The organism is Anaerovibrio slackiae (genome assembly GCF_009695585.1).
Classification (GTDB): domain Bacteria; phylum Bacillota; class Negativicutes; order Selenomonadales; family Selenomonadaceae; genus Anaerovibrio; species Anaerovibrio slackiae.
The window spans coordinates 23,235-35,857 of the sequence record NZ_VUNR01000008.1; the positions used below are offsets into that span (position 1 = coordinate 23,235).

Consider the following 12,623-nt stretch of genomic DNA (forward strand, 5'->3'; position numbering starts at 1 on the left):
AGCGAGTGCGAGCGTAAGCGATGCAGGAGCTTAGAAGCGCGAGGCTGTGCTAAGAGCGAGAGCGAGTTTTCTATGGGTACTGCCGCTACCTGTCCCTTTTAAATGTCTGAACAGAGTCCACGAACTGTCAAACTATTTCATTCAATATATGCTCGTAGTTACAATCCAGCACTACGACAAACTGAAATCTCATGTACAAGGCTATCGTCAAGGCGTATAATACCAGGTAGAAGATTAATGCTATAAAAAGTTGTAAAAAGCGGGGGATATAATCATGTTTGACAAGAATCATTTGACGGGCAACGGGCATTTGTCAGCGGAGGCGGCGGATGCCTTTGAAGTGCGCATGGTGCGTGAAAAGCCGGAGCTGGCAGAGGGCATCAGGAAGCTGCAGGAGCTTCTGGAGCCTGAGGTATATAAAAGGGCGTTCAGCAATATCCAGACCTTCAACAAGCGGGGGGATGCCCTCTTGATTGTCAGCGGCGGTATCATGCAGCGAACCTTTTTGGAGAGGGACTGCATTCCTGCCCTGAAGGAAGCCTTTGGCGTAAAGAGGATACAGATTATCGGCTGAGCTGCACAGGAAATCCATGGCAGGGGACAGACTGCATGAGCTTGCAGGATTTGCATGGGCTGATGGCAGAGCATGTGGGGCATCAAAAAAGGCGTACCGGGCGGCATTTTTAGCACGGTACGCCTGATTTTTTGCACGAGAAAAGGGTGGAAAATCTTCCACCCTGCCCAACGGTTATATGACGTACGCCGCAATCAATAATAAGTGCGGGAAAACGGCGAGGCCATCTCTTTAACCTGAGAATAGTATAGTCTTTTCTTCCTGTATTGTCAAGAAAAATGTATAACAATAATTATTATTTTTTTGGACTTTTTTATTAAAGGAGTCGGATTTTAGTATCATTGTATACATGAGATGCACATAATAGGTCTAAAGTAGCGATTTTGCAAATTTAATTGTCTAATGAATTTTTGTGTAGCCATTTCTGGACAACTGTTGTAGAATGAGTCTGTTAAGTCTATATTGTCATGGGGAGGCGGTCAAGATGGAGGATAATTCCAGCAACGAAATCAATGAGCAGGTTCTGGCTCATCTGCATAATTTTTATCATGAAAATCCTTATGTGCAGCTATTGGGCATCAAGGTGGAGAGCGTGGAGCGGGGGCGTGTAACCCTGTCCATGGAGTCGGAGGAAAAGCTGTCCAACTTTTATCACATAGCTCATGGCGGTGCGCTGATGAGCCTGGCGGATACTGCCATGGGAGCCACCTGCTTGTCTGTGAACAAGAAGGTGGTAACCCAGTCCATGAACAGCTTCTTTCTCAAGGCGGCCAGCGAGGGGGCGCATCTGACAGCAACGGGACATATCCTGCACAATGGCAGGAAAACCCTGGTCTGCGAGACGGAAATCAGGGATGAGGAAGGGACTGTTCTCTGCAAGGCAACGGCGAATTTCTTCGTCATCGGGCAGTGCGTGGCGGAGTTGTAAGCTGTAAGCAGTAAGCTGTATAATGCAGATATGCAGCATAAGGTGCAGGATATATGGAACACAAAAAGGGCGGCAACCCGTGCCGGGTATGCCGCCCTTTGCCTGTCAATATTTAGTGCCCAGAGGCTGACTTACTGTACGTTCATGGAAAGGTCAATGAACTTGTTGGCGATTTTTACCTTCTGCAGAACTTCCTCAGTTACGGTATCGCCCTCGTTTACCAGCACAACACCGGAATCAGTGGTGATCTTGCGGGTAACGGTCTTGCCCAGCAGGAAACGGCGATGGCGCTCCTCAGTTGCCTTGTCAGCCATCTGAATGGAAGGGTCTGCCTTTGGTGCTTCTGCCTTGGCAGGCTCTGCCTTTGGAGCAGGCTTTGCCTCCTGCTTTGGTTCAGCCTTTGGGGCTGGTGCCGGTGCAGGTGCCGCCTTTGGCTCAGCCTTAGGTGCTTCTGCTTTGGCAGGCTCGGCCTTTGGTGCCTCAGCCTTTGGCTCCGCTGCCGGTTTTTCCTCAGCCTTTGGGGCTGCTACGGCCTCAGCAGGAGCCTTGGGTGCTATAAGTTCAGTTTTTTTTTCCAGGTCGGAATCGATGACAGTTACCTGCTTGCCGAAGATGGAAATCTGGTCAGAAGTGATTTCGGACAGGCTGCCATCCCGTGCTTCAATCTCGCACTTCTCGATTTTGCCGTTGTCGCCAACGTAAATCTCAACCACCTTGCCCTGGATAGTACCTGACTTGGTGATGGCCTTGGTGCCGATGATCTTTATATTGGCATCCATCATGGCCTCGTAGTCACCTGCATCCTCCAGCGTCAGGATGTTTTCGCTGTTGGTAACAGTGACGGCATCCTCACCGATGGCAATGACGGAGGAGTATGGCAGCAGCTTTACGCCCCTGTACCAATCCTCGTCCTCGATGGTGATGGCGGCAATAGTGCCGTTCTTGGCATCAATGAGCAGAGTCTTGCTCATACCCAGCTCCCGGCCCTCGGTAATGCTGATTACCGGCAAGCCGATGATTTCAATACTTTTTTTCATGGGAATTCCTCCTGAAATTTTTTATTTAGCGAGACTTTCTGCTATTGTAGATAGACTCGATTTGTGACATATATTTTTTCGGGATATCCTTGAAGGATATGCTGTCCACCCCTGCCCTGTGCAGTACCTTCCGGGTAATCGTCAGGTAGAGGCGCGTGTCCTCAAACTGATTCCTGATGGATTCGTTTTCCTGCAGGGCAGGCAGGTCCATGGCAGACTGGATGCTGTCGATGGCCGCCTGATAGTTGCCCAGCTCCTTGTGTATGTTGGCAATGGAAACAACGATGAAGGGCGCATAGCTGTCCTCCCGGTAGCGGGTAAGGGCTTCCCTGTAGGCTGCCAGTGCCACGGTGTGATTTTTCTGCATGCTGTGCTCAAAGGCAAAGTCCAGCAGCTGGTCCATGGTGGTCATGGTGGTCATGGCAGTCAGTGCAGCAGCCATGTCATCATCAGCTTCCTTATCGGCTTCGGCTTCTTCATCGGCCTCCGCAGGTGTACCATTGGTTTCCTCATCAGCGTCCACAGGAACAGGCTCGTCATGTGCATCCTGCGGTATATCAGGAGGCAGAGCAGGCTCATCCTGTGTCTCATCCGGCAGCATATCAGCAGCTGGAACAGGTTCCTCCTGTGTAGTTGGCGGCAGGTCAGGAGCTGCCGCAGGTTCGGCATTGACTTCCGGCTGTATGTCGGCAGCCAGGAAATGCTCTGCCCTAGCTTCCTTTGCTTCCTGCTCTGGCACTAGCATTTGCGCCTGATCCTGTTCCTGAGGCATCACCGGAAGCACAGCCGGTCCAGCCGGGCGCAGTTTTCTGTGCAGCCAGTATTTATTATAGCAGGTTGTGCCGAAGGCTGCAAAGGTAATCATCGCCCCGGCAGTATAGTAATATGATTTTGTCAGGAACGGTGTTACCGAGATGATGACAAAGTTGATTACTATGGCACAAAGCCCGCATAAAACCAAAGAGGATAAGGGCAGCTCGCAACCGAAATGCCTTGCCAGCCTGTGAATGGACACAATCAGCAGGGACATTACGCTTGCGGCAATAATGAAAAACATCACAATATAATCACCACGATTTTACAATTTTCCTGTCCATTATACCATGAATGAGGAGAAATTTTTATTTTTTCAATTATTTTTTTGATTTGTATTGTTTTAGGCTTGCAAATCTTGCACAATCCCTGTACAATAATACAGCGAGACTTTATTTCGTTGATAAATTGCGACGATGTACACAAATTTTGAGATTTTTCGAGTTTTTTTCTCTGAAAAGCAGGGAATTTTGTATTAATGTCGAATTAAATAATCAACGAAAGTATAATATTATTATATTTAGTATATCACAATCTAAGAAATGAGGGGTAAAAATGCGCGAAGAAAATTTCACTATCATTAATGCTCAGGGTTTGCATGCTCGTCCGGCAGGACAGATTGCCAAGGAGGCAAGAGCCTTTAAGTCCAAGATTACTCTGTCTGTGGCTGCTACCGGCAAGAACTCTGATGCCAAGAGCCTGATGGGCATCATGACCCTGCAGGCCAAGAAGGGCACTGTACTGACTGTTACTGCAGACGGCCCAGATGAGGATGCAGCTATTGAGAAGTTTGGTGGCATGATTACGTCCGGTTTTGGTGAGGACTAATTGAAGCAAGTATCAAATTTCGGGAGGACGGATTAATTATGCCAGAAAAATTGCAAGGAATGGGAGCAATTCCAGGCGTTGCCATTGGTAAGATCATGAAGGCCGGTCAGGCACTGGATGGCCATTTGGCAGCGTACAAGCCGGGAACGGTGGAGGAAGAACTGGAAAAGCTGAATGCAGCTGTTGCTGAGGTTGCAGATGTTCTGGAAAAGAGCGTGGAGCAGATGAGGGCTGCCGGTCATGACGAGCAGGCCAACATAATGGAAGCTCACATGTTCTTGGCACAGGACCCTATGCTTACTGACGGCATGACTGCCAAGATTGAGGAGATGGGCAATGCCCCGGCTGCTGTATTGGCATCCGCTGCTGAGTCTGCGGCAATTTTCCAGTCCATGGATGACGAATACCTGCGCGAGCGTGCAGCCGATGTGCTGGATGTGAGCAAGCGCATCGCCCGCAAGATTTTGGGTATCAAGGAGCCTGAGGTGGGCGAGGATATGGTTGTGCTTTGCGGCTATGAGGTAGAGCCATCCGTAATTGCCGGTGTGCCTGATGACAAGATTGCCGGCGTTATTATGGGGCAGGGCAGTACCACCTGCCATGCAGTTATCATTGCCAAGTCCAGGGCGATTCCTACAGTTGTAGGCATCGAGCATCAGACGGATGAGATTCCGGAGGGTGCCAAGGTGGTTCTGGACGGGCACAAGGGCTTGATTATTATTGACCCTGATCCGGCTACCCTGCTGGAGTACATGGAGAAGCTGAAGCAGCAGAAAGAGGCTGAGGCCCGCTATGCTGCCCTGAGGGATCTGCCTGCTGTTACCAAGGATGGCGTGGAGGTTCAGTTGGCTGCCAACATCGGCAGCCCGAATGATGCCGCCAACGCTGCCAAGTACGGCAACAGGGGGGTAGGCCTGTTCCGCTCCGAGTTTGTGTTTATGGGCAGGGAGGATATCCCTTCCGAGGAAATGCAGTTCGAGAGCTACAAGAAGGCTATTGAGGCGTGCAACGGCGAGCTGTGCGTTATCCGTACCATGGATATCGGCGGTGATAAGCCGCTGCCTTACCTGAACATTCCTCATGAGGATAATCCGTTCCTGGGTTATCGTGCTATCCGCATCAGCCTGAACCGCCGTGATTTGTTCATGCCGCAGCTGAAGGCTATCCTTCGTGCCGGTGTGTATGGCAAGGCTGCCATTATGGCACCGATGGTGGTAAGCGTTGATGAGATCCTGCGCCTGAGGGCTTTCGTAAGGGAGGCAATGCAGGAGCTGGAGGATGAGGGCAAGGAATACTCCAAGAGCGTGCAGCTTGGTATCATGGTTGAGACACCTGCGGCAGCAGTGATGACACCGACCTTTGCCAAGTATGTGGATTTCTTCAGCATCGGTACTAATGATTTGGTTCAGTATACCTTGTCTGTAGACCGTGTAAATCCGAATGTGCATTATCTCTACAATCACTTCCATCCGGCTGTGCTGCAGCTGATTCATCGTACTATCAAGGCCGCTAACGACCATGATATCTGGGCCGGCATGTGCGGTGAGATGGCAAGCGACCCGTATGCCGCTGTTATCCTGATGGCTATGGGCATCAACGAGCTGAGCATGAGTGCACCGTCTATTCCGCGCGTCAAGGAAATGATCAGGTCTGTGACCTTTGAGGAGGCCAAGGGGCACCTTGCCAAGGTTATGGAGATGGAGACTGGTGAGCAGGTGCTCAAGTATCTCCAGGAGGCTATGGAACGCTGATAGGTGTTGATAGGTGTGGATAAATGACAGGTTATGCACAGTATATAGCCACGATGTGGATAAAATTGTGGATAAGTTCCAAAATTTTGTGTATAGCTGATGTTTAATGAGAGGCAGCTGCCTGGTTTGCCAGGTGGCTGCTTTTTGTGTGCGCGGCTTTATTTTTTGACTGGTACATAGTAGAATAATAACTGTGTCAATGATTTTTTGTTTGTGTTTGGTGGGAGATGGCAGCATGCGGATATTCAAGAATGATTGGGAACAGTACCTGACGGAGGAAATGCAGAAGCCTTATTATCGGGAACTGAGGCAGTTTTTGATTAATCAGTACAGGACGGTGCAGGTATTTCCAGGCATGTACGACATTTTTAATGCCTTGCATTATACCAGCTATGCTGATACTAAGGTATTGATACTGGGGCAGGACCCATATCATGAGCCGGGGCAGGCTCATGGACTGAGCTTTTCAGTGCTGCCCAATGTACCGCCGCCGCCGTCCTTGATAAATATCTTTAAGGAGCTGGAAACGGATTTGGGCTGCCATACGCCGGATACTGGCTGTCTGGAACCATGGGCAAGGCAGGGAGTGCTGCTTTTGAATACGGTGCTGACTGTGCAGGCTCATAGGGCGAACTCCCATCGGGACAAGGGGTGGGAGATTTTTACGGACAAGATTATCTCGCTTTTGAATGAGCGGGAGAAGCCTGTGGCATTTGTGCTGTGGGGGGCACCGGCCAGGCGGAAGAAGGCTATGATTACCAATTCGCGGCACCTGGTGGTGGAGTCGGCACATCCGAGTCCTTTATCAGCTTTTCGGGGATTCTTTGGCAGCAGGCCGTTTTCCAGGGTTAACCGCTTTTTGGAGTCTGTGGGGGAGACACCGATCAATTGGCAATTGTAAATTTAAATTTCAGTTTGTCGTAGTGCCGGTTTGTTACTTCGTGCACATACTGACTAAAATGGTTTGATAGTTCGTGGACTCTGTTCAGGCATTTAAAAGGGACAGGTAGCGGCAGTATCTGTCCTTCTTTTTGTCTGAACAGATATGCACGTAGCTATCAACTATACTCTGCTGTACGATGTCATGGTAATCAATCTGACTTTACGAAAAAGCTGAAAAGGGGGAGCGTGGAGGCTGACGAGACCTGCTACTGCCGGCCGCTGTACAAAATGGAATTTAAAAAAAATATTTGACAAGGAGATGAATTTGTCGTATAATACTTTTTGTTCACGACACAACAGTATATGATTTATAGGGGTATCGCCAAGTTGGTAAGGCACTGGATTCTGAATCCAGCATGCGTTGGTTCGAGTCCAGCTACCCCTGCCATTGAAATTTGAGCACACCTGAGGCATTAGGTGTGCTTTTTGTTTTATGCAATAGCATATTTTAATAAAGGGCAACGGGAATGTTGCAGTATTTGTAGCATTCCGGGATGGTCATGATTTTGGTGACCGAACGGTTTTTCAGGGGGACGGAAGCTCGCAGCAAAAATCCCGATGGCTCCGGGCTGGCTGCAGGAAAAAATAAAAAAATTGCTTGCACAAAATCTCAATCCATGATATACTCATTCAGTCAAAAGGACAGGATAGTTGCAAATAACATTTGTAAACTTTCTCTGCTCTCTCGTGAAGGAGGGGGCCAAAGACCAAAGAGGGAGGTGATTTCGTGAGAAAGTACGAAGTCATATTCATTGTTAAACCAATGGAGGAAGAAGCAACCAACGCTGTAGTTGAGAAGTTCACCAAGTTGATTGCTGACAATGGCGGTACAGTTGACAGCGAGGATCGCTGGGGCAAGAAGCGTCTTGCTTATGAGATTAAGGACTGCACCGAGGGCTACTATGTACTGCTGAACGTAACAGCAGAGCCTGCATGTGTGGCTGAGGCTGATCGTGTAATGAAGATTACCGATGAGCTCCTGAAGCACATGATTGTTAAAGCAGAGGACTAATTCATGGCTGTCCATGAAGGGTGACGTTCCGTGAGCAGCACGGGATGATATTCCATATTGAAGGAGGGAATATACTTTGATCAAGCGTGATAGAAGCAGAAGACCTCGTAAAAAGGTTTGCAGTTTCTGCGTAGATAAGGTTGAGCAGATTGATTACAAGGATGTAGCTAAGCTGCGTCGTTACATTACCGAGCGTGGCAAGATTTTGCCTCGCCGCATTTCCGGCAACTGTGCCAAGCATCAGCGTCAGGTAACCGTTGCTATCAAGCGTGCACGCAACATTGCACTCTTGCCTTTCACTGCTGAATAAGTGATAATGAGGGGTCTCCGCAAGGGGACTCCTTTTTGTGTTGTGAAGATAAATAAATGTGGGCAGGAATTTATGAGCAGGAATGTAAAGAGACGTTTTCGCCTGAGATTGATACTGGAGGGCTGTGGCACGGGGCTTGCCGCAGGATTGTCCGTGGGTGTTTTCCGCTATCTTTTGGGAGCCTCCGAGGATTTCAGGCAGATTGTATATGAAAATATCAGGCTGGCCGCCGGGGAGGGCAGGTGGCTTTTTCCTCTTTTATATGTGGCTGCCTTTGTGGCTATAGCCTGGCTGCTGGCCAAAATCGTGGCTCGGGAGCCTATGTGCACCGGCAGCGGCATCCCCCAGGTGAAGGGAATCCTGATGGGGAGGATGTCCATGGGCTGGGCCTCTGTCATGGTGGCGAAGATTGCAGGGGGCGTGCTGGCTATCGGTGCCGGCATGTCCCTGGGGCGGGAAGGCCCCAGCGTGCAGATTGGCGCCTGTGCCGGGCAGGGCATAGGACGCCTCAGCCAAAGCTCTGACAGGGGGCTGGAGGCGAGAACCCTGCTGGTGGCAGGAGCCGGTGCCGGCCTGGCAGCTGCCTTCAATGCGCCTTTTGCCGGGGTGATTTTCGGGCTGGAGGAGCTGCAGCGCACCTTTTCAGCTGCCGGGCTTCTGGTGTCCATTACGGCAGCGGTGACGGCTGCGGCGGTGACGGAGCTGTTTTTTGGCAGCAGTCCTGTATTTTCCCTGGGATATCTTCTGCCTATGCCCCTTGATATGCTGGGCTGGCTGGCAGTCCAGGGGCTTTTTGTGGGAGCTTTGGGCAGGATGTTTAACCCTTCCCTGCTTTGGGCACAGGATTTTTATGAGAGGCTGGGGCTGAAGGGGATGTGCAAGCCGCTGCTGCCCCTGCTGCTGGCGGCATGCCTTGGCTTTGTGCTGCCGGAGATTCTGGGAGGCGGCAACCGGCTGGTGGATGCCCTGGCGGTGGAGAGCTATAGCCTGGCATTTCTCTGCCTGCTTTTTGCCGGGAAGTTTTTGTTTACCATGCTGTGCTTCGGCTCCGGGGTGCCGGGAGGGATTTTTCTGCCCATGCTGGTGCTGGGGGCGCTGGGCGGTGCAATTTTCGGACATTTGCTGGCAGCTGCCGGGCTTTTTCCTGCCATGTACCTGCCGGATATGATTGTCTTCGGCATGGCGGCTTATTTTGCCGTGGTGGTCAAGTCCCCGGTGACAGGCAGCGTGCTGATTATGGAGATGACAGGCTCATTCCAGCACATGCTGGCGCTTCTGATAGTATCTCTGTCTGCCTATGCCGTTTCCGATCTGACCGGCGGCAGGCCTGTGTATGGTGAGCTTTTGGGCAGGCTGCTGCGCAGAAATAAGGGCAGGGAAAAGAAAATTTTATCAAGAGTTGACAAAATAAAGAAAAGTGTAATAAAATAGGACAGTATTCCCATATAAACAATAGATAAAAATATTACTTGATAAAAAGCAATATTCCGTGTAAAATAATAGGAAATTGGAATTATTGGGCATTGTTGAATAAAAATTGAACAATCGTGATAGGTACTATGTGCACATGTGCACAAATTGAAAATATAGGTTTAGAGAAATTGGGAGTGTGATATCATGTTTTTGGAAGAACGTCAGGAAAGCATTATGAACATGCTGAATGCCGAAGGAAAGGTGCGCGTAAAGGAGCTCAGCGAGAAGTTTGGTGTGACGGAGGACTGTATCCGCAAGGATCTGGGGTCCCTGGAGAAGCAGGGCCGCCTGAAGCGTACCTATGGCGGTGCCGTGGTACTGCGCGAGAATAACCATGTGATTGAAATCAGCAAGCGCAAGACCACTGATGTGGATGCCAAGAGGCGCATTGCCCATGCTGCGGTGAAGCTCATTCATGACAGGGATATGGTATTTCTGGATATTTCCACCAGCAATCTTGCCATTGCGGAGCTTTTGGCCAAGGACCAGCGTGAGCTGACCATCGTGACCAATATGATTGACATCCTGCTGATTCTTGCCAATCATCCGAAAATCCGCGTGGTCTTTGCCGGCGGCAAGATAAACAAGAGCCGTGACGGCTTCTGGGGCGGCATGACCATGGACTTTATCTCCAGGCTGAAGCCTGATATTGCTTTTGTGGGCGCTATCGGTGTAGATGCTATGGAGAACAGCGTGTCCACCTACGATATTGAGGACGGCATCAACAAGGCGCAGATTATCCGCGTCAGCAAGCGTGCCTATGTGGTGGCAGAGGCCAGGAAGCTCAGCACGGACGGCAACTACAACTATGCGACTCTTGATACCCTGTCCGGGCTTATCACGGATTCTATGCCGTCTGAGAAGGTTTGCGAGGCTCTGGCACGGCATGGTGTAGAGCTTATTGTGCCATGATAAGGTATATATGCAGGGGACTGAAGGTATTTTGCTTTTATCTTTCAGTCCTTTCTCTTTGCAGGCTGGTGTTCTGTCTGTGGCTGCAGGAGTATTGGGGAGCCGGTACGGGAGCCGGGGAGCTGGTCACCGCCCTGTGGCTGGGTACCAGGCTCAGTATTCAGACGGCTGGGGTGCTGGTGCTTTTGACCATGGTGCCTGCCGGTATAGTGACGGCATTTTCCCGGCGGCTGGGGCAGGGAGCGGAACGGCTTCTCAGCTGGCTGGTGCTGTCTGTTACCTCTATTCTCTTTGTGGCAAGCTTTCCCTATTACCGGCAGTTTCACAGCCGGTTTCATCAGCTCTTGTTTAACGCGGGCAACGATGATATGTATGCCCTGCTGGTGTCCCTGGTGCAGGAGTTCAACCTGCCTCTCAGGTTGGCAGGGGCGCTGCTCCTTGGCTACGGCCTGTGGCGGCTTATGTATGTGATGCTCGGCAGCTTCAGCGCAAGCGAGGCTGATGGCAGGACTCGCAGGGTGATGGGGGTTTCCTACAGGGAAGCGGCTGCGCCCGGTTCTTTTGGTGGCTTTTTGCGCTTTCGGCATGGGAGCTGGTGCAGGGGCGTTATCCTGGCAGCGGTGCTCTATGTGCTGGGGCGGCTGGTGATTTTTGGCGGCAGCTGGGGCTGGGAAACGGCCCTGGAATGGGAAAATGTAGGCGTTACCAACGATGCCTTTATGAATGAGGCAATTCTCGATGATTATCAGGCTATCTATCGCGGTTATCGTATGAATAACCGCCTGTTGGCGTGCAACGGATTAAATTTTACGGCAGAGCAGATTAAAAATCTGGCGGCAGCAAGGGCGGGACTGCCGCCTGACAGCGACAACCTGGATGATTACCTGAGGCGCAGTGCCGGTGGTGCAGCTATTGCAAAGCCCAAGCAGATTTTCTTGCTGGTGTCCGAGAGCTATGCCAACTGGCCTCTTTTGGACAAGTATGCGGATTTGCATATTGCAGAGGGCATGCGGCGGCTGATTGCGGAGCCTGATACGGATTACTGCCCTGCTATGCTGCCTAACGGTGCCAGCACCATTTCGGCACTGACCGGGGTGGTGACGGGGCTGGCGGATGCCAACCTTTATCTGACCACCATGCCTGAGTCCTTCGGGGCACCTTATATTACGGCCTTGGCACCTCAGATGGAGCGGCTGGGCTATGAGACGGCCTTCTGGTATGCAGGGCCTGCCACCTGGGAGCGCATCGGGGCCTTTACCAGGGCCCAGGGCTTCCAGCATTTTTATGGCAGGGGGGATATGCCTGAGTCGGCGGAGGGCAGTGTCTGGGGCTGCGATGATGAGTACCTGTATGACCAGGTGCTGAAGGAGGTTTCCCCCGACAGGGAGAGCTTCAACGTGATTATGAATGCCTCCAATCATTCCCCTTATAGCGTGGATGTGGCAGGCAAGGGCTTTGATGAGGAGGCGGTGCGCCGCGTTCTGCCCAAGGAGGTTCAGGGGGATGAATGGCTCCTGCGGGAGCTGGGGCATTACTGGTATGCTGACCGGGAAATGGCCAGGCTGGTGGCTGCCCTGAAGGAGCATTACCCGGAGTGCCTGATAATGATTGTGGGAGACCATGCGGACAGGTACAACATCGATAAGACCCCTTCCATGTACGAGCGGTATGCAGTGCCGTTTATCGTAACGGGCAAGGGAGTGCATAAAGGCATCCTGCTGCCTGACAGCGCCGGCAGCCAGATTGATATTGGCCCGACGCTGATTGAGCTGATTGCCCCGAAGGGATTTGAGTATTATGCTGTGGGGGCGAGCCTTTCCAGGGACAACCGCCAGGGTGTCAATTACGGTTTCTGGATTACCCGTGACTTTATAGGCGAGGCGGACAGGGTGCCTCTGGAGCCTGTGCAGATTGAGGGCAGCCAGGGGCGGGGCTTTGACCAGGCGGCGTTGCAGCGGTATATTGACACCGTGCGCAGCGTGTCCTGGTGGCGGCCCAAGTACGGGCCGGTGCTGGATGAGCGTTTGCTGGAAGGGCGGTGAG

The 12,623-nt window shown here is 51.4% G+C and carries 12 protein-coding genes and 1 tRNA gene; 11 read left to right on the top strand and 2 right to left on the bottom strand.

Features of this window, described 5'->3' with window-relative positions:
* The first annotated feature begins 274 nt into the window (after nucleotides 1–274).
* Entirely contained in the window at nucleotides 275–574 is a 300-nt protein-coding gene (locus FYJ84_RS05645) for a hypothetical protein (protein WP_154406624.1), read from the top strand.
* 484 nt (nucleotides 575–1,058) lie between these two features.
* Nucleotides 1,059–1,502: a PaaI family thioesterase gene (locus FYJ84_RS05650; protein ID WP_205764113.1), complete on the top strand. Its 444-nt coding sequence runs from the start codon at nucleotides 1,059–1,061 to the stop codon at nucleotides 1,500–1,502.
* Between the two features lie 131 nt (nucleotides 1,503–1,633).
* Here the strand turns inward: FYJ84_RS05650 and FYJ84_RS05655 are convergent, their stop codons facing one another.
* Together FYJ84_RS05655 and FYJ84_RS05660 are read right to left on the bottom strand one after the other, a co-directional pair.
* A complete protein-coding gene (locus FYJ84_RS05655) occupies nucleotides 1,634–2,539 on the bottom strand; it encodes a PRC-barrel domain-containing protein (protein ID WP_154406626.1) in 906 nt (301 codons plus the stop codon).
* 25 nt (nucleotides 2,540–2,564) lie between these two features.
* The gene (locus FYJ84_RS05660; protein WP_154406627.1) at nucleotides 2,565–3,599 is read right to left on the bottom strand and encodes a tetratricopeptide repeat protein; all 1,035 of its coding nucleotides are present in this window, start codon (nucleotides 3,597–3,599) and stop codon (nucleotides 2,565–2,567) included.
* Between the two features lie 308 nt (nucleotides 3,600–3,907).
* Here FYJ84_RS05660 and FYJ84_RS05665 point away from each other — a divergent pair, with 308 nt between their 5' ends.
* The 9 genes from FYJ84_RS05665 (at nucleotide 3,908) to FYJ84_RS05705 (ending at nucleotide 12,622) form a co-directional block, all read left to right on the top strand.
* Nucleotides 3,908–4,180 carry an HPr family phosphocarrier protein gene (locus FYJ84_RS05665; RefSeq protein WP_154406628.1) on the top strand — a complete coding sequence of 91 codons (273 nt, stop codon included), beginning with the start codon at nucleotides 3,908–3,910 and terminating at the stop codon, nucleotides 4,178–4,180.
* Between the two features lie 38 nt (nucleotides 4,181–4,218).
* Nucleotides 4,219–5,931, top strand: coding sequence for a phosphoenolpyruvate--protein phosphotransferase (ptsP, locus tag FYJ84_RS05670; protein WP_154406629.1), 1,713 nt, complete (start codon nucleotides 4,219–4,221; stop codon nucleotides 5,929–5,931).
* Nucleotides 5,932–6,166: 235 nt separating this feature from the next.
* Nucleotides 6,167–6,832, top strand: coding sequence for a uracil-DNA glycosylase (locus FYJ84_RS05675; protein ID WP_154406630.1), 666 nt, complete (start codon nucleotides 6,167–6,169; stop codon nucleotides 6,830–6,832).
* A 353-nt stretch (nucleotides 6,833–7,185) separates the two neighbouring features.
* Nucleotides 7,186–7,261: transfer RNA gene (locus tag FYJ84_RS05680), tRNA-Gln, on the top strand.
* Nucleotides 7,262–7,600: 339 nt separating this feature from the next.
* Nucleotides 7,601–7,885 carry a 30S ribosomal protein S6 gene (rpsF, locus tag FYJ84_RS05685; protein ID WP_235320480.1) on the top strand — a complete coding sequence of 95 codons (285 nt, stop codon included), beginning with the start codon at nucleotides 7,601–7,603 and terminating at the stop codon, nucleotides 7,883–7,885.
* A gap of 76 nt (nucleotides 7,886–7,961) precedes the next feature.
* Entirely contained in the window at nucleotides 7,962–8,195 is a 234-nt protein-coding gene (gene rpsR, locus FYJ84_RS05690; protein ID WP_154406631.1) for a 30S ribosomal protein S18, read from the top strand.
* Nucleotides 8,196–8,267: 72 nt separating this feature from the next.
* A complete protein-coding gene (locus FYJ84_RS05695) occupies nucleotides 8,268–9,626 on the top strand; it encodes a ClC family H(+)/Cl(-) exchange transporter (protein WP_154406632.1) in 1,359 nt (452 codons plus the stop codon).
* Nucleotides 9,627–9,812: 186 nt separating this feature from the next.
* Nucleotides 9,813–10,580 (top strand): DeoR/GlpR family DNA-binding transcription regulator, encoded by a 768-nt coding sequence (locus tag FYJ84_RS05700; protein WP_154406633.1) that lies wholly within the window; start codon nucleotides 9,813–9,815, stop codon nucleotides 10,578–10,580.
* On the top strand, nucleotides 10,577–12,622 hold the full coding sequence (locus FYJ84_RS05705) for an LTA synthase family protein (protein ID WP_154406634.1): 2,046 nt from the start codon (nucleotides 10,577–10,579) through the stop codon (nucleotides 12,620–12,622). Before FYJ84_RS05700 ends, FYJ84_RS05705 begins: the two co-directional genes overlap by 4 nt.
* The last annotated feature ends 1 nt before the right edge of the window (nucleotide 12,623 follow it).

Coding starts and splice junctions, on each gene's coding strand:
- FYJ84_RS05645 (WP_154406624.1), top strand. CDS start 275: ATGTTTGACAAGAATCATTTGACGGGCAACGGGCATTTGTCAGCGGAG.
- FYJ84_RS05650 (WP_205764113.1), top strand. CDS start 1,059: ATGGAGGATAATTCCAGCAACGAAATCAATGAGCAGGTTCTGGCTCAT.
- FYJ84_RS05655 (WP_154406626.1), bottom strand. CDS start 2,539: ATGAAAAAAAGTATTGAAATCATCGGCTTGCCGGTAATCAGCATTACC.
- FYJ84_RS05665 (WP_154406628.1), top strand. CDS start 3,908: ATGCGCGAAGAAAATTTCACTATCATTAATGCTCAGGGTTTGCATGCT.
- ptsP (WP_154406629.1), top strand. CDS start 4,219: ATGCCAGAAAAATTGCAAGGAATGGGAGCAATTCCAGGCGTTGCCATT.
- FYJ84_RS05675 (WP_154406630.1), top strand. CDS start 6,167: ATGCGGATATTCAAGAATGATTGGGAACAGTACCTGACGGAGGAAATG.
- FYJ84_RS05695 (WP_154406632.1), top strand. CDS start 8,268: ATGAGCAGGAATGTAAAGAGACGTTTTCGCCTGAGATTGATACTGGAG.
- FYJ84_RS05700 (WP_154406633.1), top strand. CDS start 9,813: ATGTTTTTGGAAGAACGTCAGGAAAGCATTATGAACATGCTGAATGCC.
- FYJ84_RS05705 (WP_154406634.1), top strand. CDS start 10,577: ATGATAAGGTATATATGCAGGGGACTGAAGGTATTTTGCTTTTATCTT.